Raw genomic sequence first — 12551 nt, 5'->3', positions numbered from 1 at the left:
CCATGGCAACCAAAAAGAAACCAGCGCCGTCCGGCGCCACCCTGATCAAGCGCAGCACGAACAAGAGCGTCGGCGCCAGCATGTTCCCCTGGATCGGACTGTCCCTGATCATCGTCCTGCTCGACCAGGTGACCAAGCTCACCGTCGAACGCACCTTCGCGTACGCCGAGACGGTGCCGATCACGGGCTTTTTCAACCTGATCAAGGTGTACAACCCGGGTGCGGCGTTCAGCTTCCTGGGTGACGCGAGCGGCTGGCAGCGCTGGCTGTTCCTGGGTATCGCCATTGGCGCCGTGGTGTTCTGCCTGGTCATGATGAGCAAGAACGCGACGCAGCGCCTGTTCTGCTTCGCGCTCGCGCTGATCATGGCCGGCGCGGTCGGTAACGGCATCGACCGTGTCGTGCACGGCCACGTGATCGACTTCCTCGATTTCTACTGGACCGGCATTGGCCACTTCCCGGCCTTTAATATCGCCGACATCGGCATCTCGGTCGGCGCCGTGCTGTTCGTGCTGGATGAATTCCGGCGCGTGAGCAAGTCGTGACCGGGACGAAACCATGAGCATGGACCTGAAAGGCAAGCGCATCGTCCTGGGCCTGACTGGTGGTGTCGCCTGCTACAAGGCGGCCGAGCTGTGTCGCGCGCTGGTCAAGCACGGCGCCAGCGTGCAGGTGGTGATGACCGAGGCGGCGACGCATTTCATCGGTGCGGTCACCATGCAGGCCGTGTCGGGCAACCCGGTCTACCTGGACCAGTGGGATGCGCGCATGGCCAACAACATGGCCCACATCGACCTGACCCGCAATGCCGATGCGATCCTGATCGCGCCCTGCTCGGCCGACTTCATCCGCAAGCTGGTGCACGGCGCGGCCGACGACCTGCTGTCGCTGCTGTGCGTGGCGCGGCCCCGTCACGTGCCGCTGCACGTGGCGCCGGCGATGAACGTCGAGATGTGGGACAACCCGGCCACGCAGCGCAATGTGGCGCAACTGCGCGCTGACGGCATTTGCCTGTTCGGCCCGGGACGCGGCGCGCAAGCGTGTGGCGAGACGGGCATGGGGCGCATGCTCGAAGCGGATGAACTGGTCGACGAGCTGATTGCCTCGTTCCAGCACAAGGTGCTGGCGGGCCGGCGCGTGATGATCACGGCCGGGCCGACGTTCGAACCGATCGATCCCGTACGCGGCATCACCAATCTGTCGTCCGGCAAGATGGGCTACGCCATCGCGCGCGCCGCGCGGGAAGCCGGCGCCGACGTCACGCTGGTCTCCGGGCCGGTGTCGCTGCCCACGCCGCATGGCGTGCGCCGCATCGACGTGCTCACTGCGCAGCAGATGCACGACGCCGTGATGGCCGGCGTCACAGGCCAGCACGTGTTCATCGGCGTGGCTGCGGTGGCCGACTGGCGTGTGGTGAATGCCAGCGACCAGAAACTCAAGAAGACGCCTGATGGCGCCCCGCCGGCGCTGGAGTTCGCACAGAACGCGGACATCCTGGCCTCGGTCGCGGCAACCGTGTCGCTGTCGGGCTGGCCGTATTGCGTGGGCTTTGCCGCCGAATCCGAGCACCTTGAAGTCTATGGTGCAGCCAAGCGCGAAAAGAAGGGCATTCCGCTCCTGGTCGGCAATATCGGGCCGCAGACCTTTGGGCAGGACGACAACACGATCATCCTGTTCGATGAACACGGCCACGTGCTGCTCGAGCGCGCCGACAAGCTCACGCTGGCGCGCCAACTGGTGTCCGAGATCGGCAAGCGCCTCGAACAACGCTCCCTGCTCACCTGATTACCCAAGAATTTGCAATGAAACATATCGACCTCAAAATCCTCGACCCGCGCATGCAGGACCTGCTGCCGGCCTACGGCACGCCGGGCAGCGCAGGCCTGGACCTGCGCGCCTGCCTCGATGCGCCATTGACCATCGCGCCGGGAGAAACCGTGCTGGTGCCGACGGGTCTCGCGGTCCATATCGGCGATCCGGGTTACGCCGCGATGATCCTGCCGCGCAGTGGCCTTGGCCACAAGAGCGGCATCGTCCTGGGCAATCTGGTAGGCTTGATCGACTCGGATTACCAGGGCCAGCTGATGGTCTCTACCTGGAATCGCAGCAGCACCGCCTTCGTGCTGCAGCCAATGGATCGGCTCGCGCAGCTGATCATCGTGCCGGTACTGCAAGTGGCTTTCAACGTGGTGACGGACTTCGCGTCGAGCGACCGTGGCGTCGGTGGCTTCGGCAGCACCGGCAAACAATAACAAACCATGAGGAGCACTCCGATGCGCATCCAGCGCCTGCACCGATTCACTTCCCCGGCATTGATCGTCGCCACGGCAGCGCTGCTCGCTGCCTGCAGCACGCCGGGACCAATGCAATCGTCGACCGAACCGGGCGCCGTGCCGGTCGAACAGGCGTCGGGCAAGCCTGAGGTCACGCCGCAGATGGCCGCTGCCGCCGAGGTGCTCCAGCGCATGGCAACGCAACATGACCGCCTGTACCGCGTCGCCGCCCCCCTCCTGATCGACAACGCCGCGCTGTGCACCAAGCACGCGCGCAACCTGCTGGGGTTCACCGCGAAGAACCGCTACACATATCCGGGCCAGTACAACGAGGCAGCGTGGGTGGTACTGGGCATGGACGAGCACCTGCAGGTCACGAATGTATTGAACGGCAGCGGCGCCGCCAAGGCTGGCCTGCGCCAGGGCGACCGCCTGCTGGCCGCCGCCGGCACGCCGCTTCCGGTAGGGCCAAATGCCCTGAGCAAGGCCGGCGCCGTGTTCGGCCCGATCATGGCCAAGCAGGCCAGCCTGCCACTGTCGATCGAGCGCAGTGGCAAGCCGCGCGACCTGACCATTCCTGTCACGCGCGCCTGCGCCTTTGCCATTGAACTGGGCAACGCCGACAACATCAACGCGTACGCCGACGGCAGCCGCGTGATGGTCACGCGCGGCATGCTGGGTTTTGCGCAGAACGACGACGAACTGGCCTACGTGGTGGCGCGCACGATGGCGCACAATATGCTGGGCCACGCGGCCACGCAGCGCAATGCGGCCACCATCGGCAGCATCATCGACAACCTCACCGCCATCACGCCGGATACCTCGATGCTGATCGGCAGCGGTGGCATCAGGGCGATGCCGGCGGCCGACGACGTGGCGGCCGATCGTCTCGCGGTCTACCTGCTGGCGCGCGCCGGCTACCGCTACGAGGGTGCATCCGCATTCTGGAAGCGCCTGGCGGCGACCTACCCGGCCAAGGTCCTGAATGGCTACACGGCCAACCACCCGGCCACGCCGATGCGCATGGCGGCGATCGACAAGGCCGTGGCGGAAGTCAAGGCCAAGCAAAGCGCAAAGAAACCGCTGGTGCCTTGACGTCTGGCCTGCGCGCCGACACGTGCGGCGCTTTTTTTGTATGATTGTCCATCTTATTCACCCGCCCCGGCGACACGAACACCATGGACAGCATCGACCTCGACGTACTGAAAACCTGCGCCGCCTGGCTTGACGGCGGCCAGCGCTGCCAGCTGGTCACGGTCATCAAGACCTGGGGTTCCAGCCCACGCCCGGTGGGCGCCACGCTGGCCATCTGTGCAGACGGCCAGGTGGTCGGCTCGGTCTCCGGCGGCTGCATCGAGGACGACCTGATCGCCCGCGTGCGCGACAACGGCATCGAAATCACCCTCCCCGAAATCATCAGCTACGGCATCAGCGCCGACGAAGCGCACCGCTTCGGCCTGCCCTGCGGCGGCACCATCGAGCTGGCCATCGAACCACTGTCGGTCGACAGCGGCATCAAGGAGCTGCTCGCGCGTCTCGGCGAGGGTGAACTGGTCGAGCGCAGCGTGCAGCTGTCTACCGGCGCCGTCACGCTCGCCACGGCGCAGGCCACGGCCATCCAGCGCGTCGAGGATGGCGTGCTGCACACGCTGCACGGCCCGCGCTGGCGCCTGTACATCATCGGCGCCGGCCCGCTGTCGCGCTTCCTGGCGCAGATCGCCGCCGGCATGGATTACCGCGTCACCGTGTGCGACCCGCGCGAGGAATACCGCAGCGGCTTTCACATTCCTGGCGTGACGCTGGTGCATGCGATGCCCGACGATCTGGTGATCGACGCCAGGCTCGATGCACGCAGCGCCGTCGTGGCGCTCACGCACGACCCGAAGCTGGACGATCTGGCGCTGATGGAGGCGCTCAAGTCCGAGGCCTTCTACGTCGGCGCGATCGGCTCGCGCGCCAACAACGCCAAGCGGCGCGAGCGCCTCAAGCTGTTCGACCTGACGGACGTTGAACTGGCACGCCTGCATGGGCCGATCGGCCTGTACATCGGCAGCAAGACCCCGGCCGAAATCGCGGTGTCGATCATGGCCGAAATGACGGCCGTGAAGAACGCGGTGCCGCAAACGTTACTCATGCCGCATGCGGCCGCGCTGACGCTCGCCAGCGCCGCCTGATATCGATGGCAAGAAGCGGTTGGCACATTGCTGCCGGCCCTGCCACAATGGTCAGCTTAACAACTGGCCATTTTTTTCGACCTCATGAACACCGCGAACATGCTGCGCCTCGTTGCGCTGGCCGCCATCTGGGGCGGCTCCTTCCTCTTCATGCGCATCGCCGCGCCCGTGCTCGGTCCGGCCGTGCTGATCGAATACCGGCTCGCGCTGGCAGCCGTGTTTCTTGCGCTGGTGAGCTGGGTGCTGCATCTGCGCGGTCGCGGCGCGCCGCTGAACGTGCGGCGCCACTGGCAGCATTACCTGATTCTCGGCCTGTTCAACTCTGCCCTGCCTTTCCTGCTGTTCGCGTTTGCGGCGCGCACGCTGTCGGCGTCGGTGCTGGCGGTGCTCAACGCCACCGCGCCGATGTGGGGCGCGCTCGTCGGCGCCGTGTGGGCGCGCCAGCACGTCACGCGCCGCAGCGCTCTCGGCCTGCTGCTGGGCACCGCCGGCGTCGCGCTGCTGGTCGGCTTTGATCATGTGGCCGAACGGCCCGGCGCGGGCCTGGCCGTGGCCGCGGCGCTGATCGCCGCCTTCAGCTACAGCGTCGCCAGCCAGTACACGAAGTCGGCCGCCGCCAGCAAAGGCGGCGTGGCGCCGTTCGCCAATGCGCACGGCTCGATGTGGGCCTCGGCCCTGCTGGTGCTGCCGCTCGTCGCGTTCTTCCCGGCGCCGGGCGAGCCGACCGCTGGCATCATGGCCGCGGTGGTGACGCTGGGCGTGGTCTGCAGCGGCATCGCCTACATCGTCTATTTCAAGCTGATCGAAGACGTGGGCGCCACGTCGGCGCTGACGGTCACGTTCCTCAGCCCCGTGTTCGGCATCCTGTGGGGCGCGCTGTTCCTGCATGAGGTGATCGGCTGGCACACGATCGCCGGTTCGGCGATCGTCCTGCTCGGCACGGCGCTGGTGACCGGGTTCAAGCCGGCCTGGCGGCGCGTGCCAGCGCCAACGGGGCTGCGATGACCGCATCCCATGCGATTGCCCTGCCGCCCGGCTACCGCGTCGCCGACGTGCTGGCGTTCCATGGCCGCGATCCCGAGCGCGTGGCCGAGCAGGTCGACGCCGATGGCTTGCGCAAGGGCGTGCTGCTCGGTGGCGTGCCGACGCTGCTCGACATCCGGTTCGGGGACGGCGCAGCGCACTGCCGCGTGACGTTTGACGGGCCAGTCACGCCGGATGTCCAAGCACGGACGCACGAGGCGCTGCTGAACGTGCTGGGCTTACGGATCGACCCGGCTGCATTGGGCGCGGCCGTGCGGAATGACCCGTGGCTGGGGCCTGTCGTGGCGCGCCAGCCGGGGCTGCGCATCGTGCAGTCGGCCACAATCTTCGAGGCGCTGACCTGGGCCATCATCGGCCAGCAAATCAACCTGACATTTGCCATCGCACTGCGCCGCACGCTGACCCAACTGGCGGGCCGCGCGCATTCGTCAGGCTTGTGGTGCTATCCGGAGGCGCTAGATGTGGCCCGGCTCGACATCGGTGAACTCACGGGCCGCAAATTCTCGAACGCCAAGGCCGAGACGATCCTGCGCGTGGCGCGCATGGTGGTCGATGGCAGCCTGGTGCTCGAGCGACATGCTGGCGTGGAGGATATTTCCGGCTCGGCAAGCACCGATGTCAGCGAAAAACTGCTGGCGATCAAGGGCATCGGCCCCTGGACCGTCAATTACGTGCTGCTGCGCGGCTATGGCTATCCCGATTGCTCGCTGGAAGGCGACGTCGCGGTGCGCGCCGCGCTGCACAAGCTCTCGGGCAGCGCAGCCCGGCCAACGGTAGCGGAAGCCGAGCGCATGCTGGCACGCTACGCACCCCATCGCACGATGGCAGCGGCCTACCTGTGGGCGAGCCTGGCCGACACGCCAGCGGCAGACGAGCAGGCTTAGTTCCAGCGCGGCAAACCATCGAACTGCTGCGCCCCCTCGCCCGAAAACCGGATCAAGGCCGCCAGCGGCGCGATGGCCAGGTTATCGCACCCATACTTTCCGCCCAGCGCACTGGGAATTTTAAGGCAGTAGGTGCGCCCGTCGGTGAGCGGCCCCAGTGCGGCTTCGGCAAGGCATACGGCCTCGGGCATGTACCAGTCGTTGAGAAAATCCTGGTTGTACGACAGCGCATCGAGCGCAGCGCGATTGCTGGCGAGCGGCTCGCAACAGAGTTCGTGCGGGCGAAGGCACCAGAACCGGTCGTCCTCGTCGCGGATGATGAGATTGCCGAAGGCATTGGCACCGAGCACTTCCACCGCGCTCATGCCGACCCAGCCCCAGGATTGGTTGATGTCGTCTACATCGATCATGACTTGCCCCTGACTTGTCGTCCGTTGGAAGTTGGACCGGGCAAGCTGCCGTGCATTGCAGCAGAGGCGCATGACGTTGCGTTGGATCGAGGCCGTTACAGCCAAGCAAGAACCTCAATGACGAGACCAGAAAAACGAAAAGCCGCTGATTCTTTCGAATCAACGGCCTCTAATCTTGGTTGCGGGGACAGGATTTGAACCTGTGACCTTCGGGTTATGAGCCCGACGAGCTGCCAGACTGCTCCACCCCGCGTCTGTGAAATGAATTATACGCCCCCGTGCGTCATTTAGCAAATCCGATCCTCAATGCATGGCTTATTGAAGAAACTTATATCTCGGCCGAGCGCGGGAGCGCCCGCTGCGAACGCGCCCCCTGCCCCTACCGACGCCGCATTCGGTGTACAGTATTGCCACGACCAACCTGCCCTATTCACCATGAAATTCTGCTCCGAGTGCGCCCACCCTGTCGTGCTGGCCATTCCCGAAGGCGACAACCGGCCGCGCTACGTGTGCACGCACTGCAACACGATCCATTACCAGAACCCGAAGCTGGTCGTGGGTTCGATTCCCGTATGGGAACGCGATGGCGAACTCCAGATCCTGCTGTGCAAGCGCGCGATCGAGCCACGCTACGGGTACTGGACGCTGCCGGCCGGGTTCATGGAAAACGAAGAGACCACCGAACAGGCGGCGCAGCGCGAAACCGAAGAAGAAGCCGGTGCCAATGTCGAGCTTGGCCCGCTGTTTTCGCTGCTCAACGTCGCCCATGTGCATCAGGTCCACCTGTTCTACCTGGCACGCCTGCGCGACCTCGACTATGCAGCAGGCATTGAAAGCCTCGACGTCCAACTGTTTACCGAAGCTACTATCCCCTGGGATGACCTGGCTTTTCCCACGATCCGCACGACGCTGGAACTGTTCTTTGCCGACCGGATCAAAGTGCGCGAGGGTGGCGACTTCGGCTTTCACAGCGTGGCCGTGAACCGCCCCATGATGGCCCCACGCGAACCGGACTGACATGATTCCCTGGCTCGAGATCGACACGCCGTTCCCCGACGTCTCGAAGGCATTGACGGTTGAAGCGCCGGGCCTGCTTGCCGCCGGCGCCGACCTGTCGCCGGCGCGCCTGCTGCAGGCTTACCGCAACGGCATTTTCCCGTGGTTCTCCGAAGGCCAGCCGATCCTGTGGTGGAGCACCGATCCGCGCATGGTGCTCTATACCGACCAGTTCAAGGTCAGTAACAGCCTGGCGAAAACGCTGCGCAAGATCGAGCGCAGCCGTCTCGATGGCGGGCGCTGGGACGTGCGCTTCGACAGCGCGTTCGACGCCGTGATGCGTGCCTGCGCGGCGCCGCGGCGCGACGGGCCCGGCACCTGGATTTCGGATGAGATCATCGCCGGCTACACGGGGCTGCACGCGCTGGGTTACGCGCACTCGGCCGAAGTCTGGCTCAATGGCGAACTGGTGGGCGGCGCGTATGGCGTGTGCATCGGCCGCATGTTCTATGGCGAGTCGATGTTTGCGCGCGTGTCCGATGCATCCAAGGTCGCGCTGGCCTACCTGGTGGCGTTTCTGCAGCGCCATGGCGTCGAGATGGTCGATTGCCAGCAGGAAACCGGTCACCTGGCGTCGCTCGGCGCGGCGCCGATCCCGCGCAGCCGCTTTCTCGAGCACGTCCACCGCGCGACCGCCAGGCCGGGCATCGGGTCATGGAGAGTAGCGTCACCGTTGCCTGGCTAACGGAATCGCGGCGCGGTTTTCGCTAGAATAGGCGGCAACCCCACGTCGTCCCGAGAGCTCCTTGCATGACGCACCTACACGACCTGCCCTTTGCCACGCTGCAGTTCTACACCACGGCGCCCTACCCGTGCAGCTATCTCGACGCACGCCAGGCGCGCTCGCAGGTCGCGACGCCCTCGCACCTGATCAATGCCGATGTGTATTCCGAGCTGGTCAAGAATGGCTTCCGGCGCAGCGGCATCTTCACCTACCGCCCGTATTGCGACGGTTGCCAGGCCTGCATTCCGGTCCGCGTCCGGTGCGCCGATTTCACGCCCAACCGCACCCAGCGCCGCGCCTGGAAGCGCCATGGCAACCTGGTGGCGATGGTCGCCAACCTGGCGTTCTCGGACGAGCACTACGCACTCTACCTGCGCTACCAGACCACGCGCCATGTGGGCGGCGGGATGGACCAGGACAGCCGCGACCAGTATGCGCAGTTCCTGCTGCAAAGCCGCGTCAACACGCGCCTGGTTGAATTTCGCGAGCCCGATGGGACCTTGCGCATGGTGTCGATCATCGACGTGCTGTCCGACGGCCTGTCGTCGGTCTACACCTTCTTTGACCCGGATGTCGAGAACGCGTCGTATGGCACCTACAACATCCTGTGGCAGGTGAACCAGGCGCACGAGCTCGGGCTGTCGCACGTGTACCTGGGCTACTGGATCGCGCAAAGCCCCAAGATGGCCTACAAGATCAACTTCAGGCCGCTCGAAGCGCGCGTCGACGGGCAATGGGGCGTTCTGGACGCCTGAACCTGTTGCGTGCCGGGTCCCCGGACACAACCGCTAACAATTGCCTTGATACTTCGTTACGTATGTCCCCTCGCCGCACGTTAGAATGACGGGGATACGTCAACCGAGTACCCCATGCCAGACAAAATCCTGTATACCCTCGTTCGTCCCGCATTGTTCTCGCTCGATCCCGAAGCGGCGCACAACCTGACCTTGCCCATGCTGCGTCGCGCAGCAGCGCTTGGCCTGACAGGCGCGTTCCGGAAGCCACGGCCCGATCCGCGCACCGTCATGGGTATCACGTTTCCCAATCCTGTCGGCCTGGCCGCCGGGCTGGACAAGGATGGCGCGTATATCGATGGCCTGGCGGCGCTGGGCTTCGGGTCCATTGAAATCGGCACCGTCACGCCGCGTGGCCAGGCCGGCAACCCGAAACCGCGCATGTTCCGGCTGCCGCGCGCGCGCGGCATCATCAATCGCATGGGGTTCAACAATGGCGGCGTCGACGCGTTCGTGGCCAATGTGCAGGCGTCGCGCTTTTTCCAGGAAAAACAGGGCGTGCTGGGGCTGAACATCGGCAAGAACGCCGATACGCCGATCGAGCGCGCCGCCGACGACTATCTCGAGTGCCTGCGCAAGGTCTACCCATACGCCAGCTACGTGACGGTCAATATCTCGTCGCCGAACACGCAGAACCTGCGCCAGTTGCAGGGCGCGTCCGAACTCGACAGCCTGCTCTCGCAGCTCAAGCAGGAGCAGATGCGCCTGGCCGACCAGCACGGCCACTACGTGCCGCTCACGCTCAAGATCGCACCGGATGTCGACGGCGACCAGATCCGCGATATCGCCAGCGCCCTGCTGCGCCACAAGATCGACGGCGTGATTGCCACCAACACGACGCTCAACCGGCGCGATGTCGAGGGCATGAAGCATGCGCAGCAAGCGGGCGGCCTGTCGGGTGCGCCCGTGTTCGAGCAGTCCAACATCGTGATTCGGGCGCTCAAGACCGAGCTGCGCGATGACATCCCGATCATCGGCGTGGGCGGCATCATGCGCGGCGCCGATGCGCGCGCAAAGATCGCGGCCGGCGCCAAGCTGGTGCAGTTGTACAGCGGCTTGATCTACGCCGGGCCGGGCCTGGTGCGCGATTGCGCGGACGCGCTGCGCGAACAAAAGAAAAAGTAAGCAGCAAAGACTGCCGGCGCCTCAACCCGGGGTGCCGGCCGCGCCACCCTATTCTGCGGTCGCAATCGCCTTTTCGATATCGGCCCGCGTGTAGCCTTGCGCAAAGCGCTCGATGAAGTGAAACGCGTACGAGCGCAGGTACGACCCGCGCCGCACCGCCAGGCGCGTCACGTTCTGCGCGAACAGGTGCGATGCCTCGATCGCGCGCAGTCCCTTGTCGCGGCCCTGGTCGAACGCCATCGACGCCACGATTCCCACACCCATCCCCAGCGACACGTACTGCTTGATCACGTCCGAGTCCATCGCCGTGAGCACGATGTCCGGTGCCAGCCCGGCTTCGAGGAAGGCCGCATCGATATGGCTGCGGCCAGTAAAGCCCTGGTCATACGTGATGAGCGGATGCTCGGCCAGGTCTTCCAGGCGCAGCGGCGAGCTGCTCGCGAAGATCGGATGGCCTTCCGGCGCCACGATCAGGTGGCTCCAGCGGTAGCACGGGAACGACACCAGGTCGGGAAACGCCGACAGGCCTTCGGTCGCGATGCCGATATCGGCCTTGCCCGAGGCGACCCACTGTGCGATGTGTTCCGGCGCGCTTTGCTGCAAGGCGATGCGCACATTGGGGAAAGCGGCGCGAAACGATTGCACGACCTGCGGCAGCGCGTAACGGGCCTGCGTGTGGGTCACGGCCACCGTCAGCGTGCCGCTGTCCTGGCCGGCGAATTCGCGGCTGGCCTGCTGCAGGTTCTCGGCTTCGACCAGCAGCTTTTCGACGATGCGCAGGATGCCCTTGCCGGGTGGCGTGAGACCCGTCAGGCGCTTGCCATTGCGCTCGAAAATCACCACGCCAAGTTCATCTTCGAGTTCGCGGATCTGGCGCGATACGCCCGGCTGCGACGTGAACAGCGCGTTGGCCACGTCGGTCAGGTTGAAGTCGCGCCGGGCCGCTTCGCGCACCGAGCGCAGCTGCTGGAAGTTCATGCGGCGCTGCCCTGGTCGACAAACACTTCAATGCGGCGCGGGCGTACCACCAGCGTGTCACCCTCTTTCAGGCCCAGGCTGGCAAAACGTTCGTTCGGCAGCACTGCTTCGATCATCTGGCCATTGTCGGCGCGCTCCAGGTCGAGCTGGGCCAGCGGTCCGATCGCATGGGCGCGGCGCAGCTTGGCCACGACGCCCGCAGCGCCCGGGGTGTAGCGCTCGACATCGAGGTCGTGCGGGCGCACGTAGCCGATGCCGGCGCCATCGCGCACATCGATGTGCTGCGGCGCCTGGAAGTTGACGTCGCCGCTGGCCAGCACACCTTCGTGGATGCGGCCGTGGAACAGGTTGACGTTGCCCAAAAAGCCGTAGACGAACGGCGACGCCGGATGGTTGTAGACCTGGTCGGGGCTGCCCAGCTGCTCGACGCGGCCCTTGTTCATCAGGACCACCTGGTCGGCCACTTCGAGCGCTTCTTCCTGGTCGTGCGTGACGAAGATCGACGTCACGTGCAGGTCATCGTGCAGGCGGCGCAGCCAGCGCCGCAGTTCCTTGCGCACCTTGGCGTCGAGCGCGCCGAACGGCTCGTCGAGCAGCAGCACGCGCGGCTCCACGGCCAGTGCGCGCGCCAGGGCGATGCGCTGACGCTGGCCGCCCGACAGCTGCGGCGGGTAGCGGTCGGCGATCCAGTCGAGCTGCACCAGCTCGAGCAGCTTTTTCACCTTGTCGCGGATCTGGTCTTCGCTCGGGCGCTCGCTGCGCGGCTTCACGCGCAGGCCGAACGCGACGTTCTCGAACACGGTCATGTGCTTGAACAGCGCGTAGTGCTGGAACACGAAACCGACCTGGCGCTCGCGCACGTGGCGGTGCGACGAATCCTGGCCGTCGAGCAGCACGGTGCCCGAGTCCGGGTATTCGAGGCCCGCGATGATGCGCAGCAGCGTGGTCTTGCCGCAGCCCGACGGGCCGAGCAAGGCGGTCAGTTCACCGTCCGGGAACTGCAGCGACACGTCGTCGAGCGCCTTGAACTGGCCGAAATTTTTACGGATGTGTTGGACTTCAATCGTCATGCGTGGCTCCGGCGGAAAT

The 12551-nt window shown here is 65.5% G+C and carries 14 protein-coding genes and 1 tRNA gene; 11 read left to right on the top strand and 4 right to left on the bottom strand.

Going from position 1 to position 12551, the window contains the following annotated elements; all coding sequences use genetic code 11:
* Window positions 1-2 precede the first annotated feature (2 nt).
* From lspA to AC56LV_RS18110, 7 genes are all read left to right on the top strand, one after another.
* Window positions 3-545 carry a signal peptidase II gene (gene lspA, locus AC56LV_RS18140; protein ID WP_499559662.1) on the top strand — a complete coding sequence of 181 codons (543 nt, stop codon included), beginning with the start codon at window positions 3-5 and terminating at the stop codon, window positions 543-545.
* A 19-nt stretch (window positions 546-564) separates the two neighbouring features.
* Complete coding sequence (coaBC, locus tag AC56LV_RS18135; protein WP_499559696.1) at window positions 565-1785, top strand: bifunctional phosphopantothenoylcysteine decarboxylase/phosphopantothenate--cysteine ligase CoaBC; 1221 nt, start codon at window positions 565-567, stop codon at window positions 1783-1785.
* 17 nt (window positions 1786-1802) lie between these two features.
* Window positions 1803-2252 (top strand): dUTP diphosphatase, encoded by a 450-nt coding sequence (gene dut, locus AC56LV_RS18130; protein ID WP_499559660.1) that lies wholly within the window; start codon window positions 1803-1805, stop codon window positions 2250-2252.
* 21 nt (window positions 2253-2273) lie between these two features.
* Entirely contained in the window at window positions 2274-3368 is a 1095-nt protein-coding gene (locus AC56LV_RS18125; RefSeq protein ID WP_499559658.1) for a M48 family metallopeptidase, read from the top strand.
* 83 nt (window positions 3369-3451) lie between these two features.
* Window positions 3452-4447, top strand: coding sequence for an XdhC family protein (locus AC56LV_RS18120; protein ID WP_499559656.1), 996 nt, complete (start codon window positions 3452-3454; stop codon window positions 4445-4447).
* Window positions 4448-4531: 84 nt separating this feature from the next.
* Window positions 4532-5452 carry a DMT family transporter gene (locus AC56LV_RS18115; RefSeq protein ID WP_499559654.1) on the top strand — a complete coding sequence of 307 codons (921 nt, stop codon included), beginning with the start codon at window positions 4532-4534 and terminating at the stop codon, window positions 5450-5452.
* The gene (locus AC56LV_RS18110) at window positions 5449-6375 is read left to right on the top strand and encodes a DNA-3-methyladenine glycosylase family protein (protein ID WP_499559652.1); all 927 of its coding nucleotides are present in this window, start codon (window positions 5449-5451) and stop codon (window positions 6373-6375) included. The genes AC56LV_RS18115 and AC56LV_RS18110 overlap by 4 nt, the downstream gene beginning before the upstream one ends.
* Here AC56LV_RS18110 and AC56LV_RS18105 read toward each other — a convergent pair.
* Together AC56LV_RS18105 and AC56LV_RS18100 are read right to left on the bottom strand one after the other, a co-directional pair.
* The gene (locus AC56LV_RS18105; protein ID WP_499503506.1) at window positions 6372-6785 is read right to left on the bottom strand and encodes a T6SS immunity protein Tdi1 domain-containing protein; all 414 of its coding nucleotides are present in this window, start codon (window positions 6783-6785) and stop codon (window positions 6372-6374) included. The two genes, AC56LV_RS18110 and AC56LV_RS18105, sit on opposite strands and share 4 nt — an antisense overlap.
* Window positions 6786-6961: 176 nt before the next feature.
* A tRNA-Met gene (locus tag AC56LV_RS18100) sits at window positions 6962-7038 on the bottom strand.
* Between the two features lie 182 nt (window positions 7039-7220).
* On the opposite strand from AC56LV_RS18100, the gene AC56LV_RS18095 reads away from it, so the two are divergent.
* The 4 genes from AC56LV_RS18095 to AC56LV_RS18080 all read left to right on the top strand — a co-directional run bounded on the left by AC56LV_RS18095 (window position 7221) and on the right by AC56LV_RS18080 (window position 10484).
* Window positions 7221-7802, top strand: coding sequence for an NUDIX hydrolase (locus tag AC56LV_RS18095; protein WP_499559650.1), 582 nt, complete (start codon window positions 7221-7223; stop codon window positions 7800-7802).
* 1 nt (window position 7803) lies between these two features.
* The gene (aat, locus tag AC56LV_RS18090) at window positions 7804-8526 is read left to right on the top strand and encodes a leucyl/phenylalanyl-tRNA--protein transferase (RefSeq protein WP_499559648.1); all 723 of its coding nucleotides are present in this window, start codon (window positions 7804-7806) and stop codon (window positions 8524-8526) included.
* A gap of 65 nt (window positions 8527-8591) precedes the next feature.
* Window positions 8592-9320, top strand: a complete 729-nt coding sequence (locus AC56LV_RS18085; RefSeq protein WP_499559646.1) for an arginyltransferase — start codon at window positions 8592-8594, stop codon at window positions 9318-9320.
* A gap of 114 nt (window positions 9321-9434) precedes the next feature.
* Entirely contained in the window at window positions 9435-10484 is a 1050-nt protein-coding gene (locus tag AC56LV_RS18080) for a quinone-dependent dihydroorotate dehydrogenase (protein ID WP_499559645.1), read from the top strand.
* A 48-nt stretch (window positions 10485-10532) separates the two neighbouring features.
* Here AC56LV_RS18080 and AC56LV_RS18075 read toward each other — a convergent pair whose 3' ends face one another.
* Both AC56LV_RS18075 and AC56LV_RS18070 read right to left on the bottom strand, forming a co-directional pair.
* Window positions 10533-11462, bottom strand: a complete 930-nt coding sequence (locus tag AC56LV_RS18075) for a CysB family HTH-type transcriptional regulator (RefSeq protein WP_499559643.1) — start codon at window positions 11460-11462, stop codon at window positions 10533-10535.
* The gene (locus AC56LV_RS18070) at window positions 11459-12532 is read right to left on the bottom strand and encodes a sulfate/molybdate ABC transporter ATP-binding protein (protein ID WP_183555813.1); all 1074 of its coding nucleotides are present in this window, start codon (window positions 12530-12532) and stop codon (window positions 11459-11461) included. The genes AC56LV_RS18075 and AC56LV_RS18070 overlap by 4 nt, the downstream gene beginning before the upstream one ends.
* Between the last annotated feature and the right edge of the window lie 19 nt (window positions 12533-12551).

The sequence above is a fragment of the Telluria sp. RB2R28 genome (genome assembly GCF_059685835.1).
This window is presented reverse-complemented; position numbering and strand designations above follow the sequence as displayed.

Coding starts and splice junctions, on each gene's coding strand:
- lspA (WP_499559662.1), top strand. CDS start 3: ATGGCAACCAAAAAGAAACCAGCGCCGTCCGGCGCCACCCTGATCAAG.
- coaBC (WP_499559696.1), top strand. CDS start 565: ATGGACCTGAAAGGCAAGCGCATCGTCCTGGGCCTGACTGGTGGTGTC.
- dut (WP_499559660.1), top strand. CDS start 1,803: ATGAAACATATCGACCTCAAAATCCTCGACCCGCGCATGCAGGACCTG.
- AC56LV_RS18125 (WP_499559658.1), top strand. CDS start 2,274: ATGCGCATCCAGCGCCTGCACCGATTCACTTCCCCGGCATTGATCGTC.
- AC56LV_RS18120 (WP_499559656.1), top strand. CDS start 3,452: ATGGACAGCATCGACCTCGACGTACTGAAAACCTGCGCCGCCTGGCTT.
- AC56LV_RS18115 (WP_499559654.1), top strand. CDS start 4,532: ATGAACACCGCGAACATGCTGCGCCTCGTTGCGCTGGCCGCCATCTGG.
- AC56LV_RS18110 (WP_499559652.1), top strand. CDS start 5,449: ATGACCGCATCCCATGCGATTGCCCTGCCGCCCGGCTACCGCGTCGCC.
- AC56LV_RS18105 (WP_499503506.1), bottom strand. CDS start 6,785: ATGATCGATGTAGACGACATCAACCAATCCTGGGGCTGGGTCGGCATG.
- AC56LV_RS18095 (WP_499559650.1), top strand. CDS start 7,221: ATGAAATTCTGCTCCGAGTGCGCCCACCCTGTCGTGCTGGCCATTCCC.
- aat (WP_499559648.1), top strand. CDS start 7,804: ATGATTCCCTGGCTCGAGATCGACACGCCGTTCCCCGACGTCTCGAAG.
- AC56LV_RS18085 (WP_499559646.1), top strand. CDS start 8,592: ATGACGCACCTACACGACCTGCCCTTTGCCACGCTGCAGTTCTACACC.
- AC56LV_RS18080 (WP_499559645.1), top strand. CDS start 9,435: ATGCCAGACAAAATCCTGTATACCCTCGTTCGTCCCGCATTGTTCTCG.
- AC56LV_RS18075 (WP_499559643.1), bottom strand. CDS start 11,462: ATGAACTTCCAGCAGCTGCGCTCGGTGCGCGAAGCGGCCCGGCGCGAC.
- AC56LV_RS18070 (WP_183555813.1), bottom strand. CDS start 12,532: ATGACGATTGAAGTCCAACACATCCGTAAAAATTTCGGCCAGTTCAAG.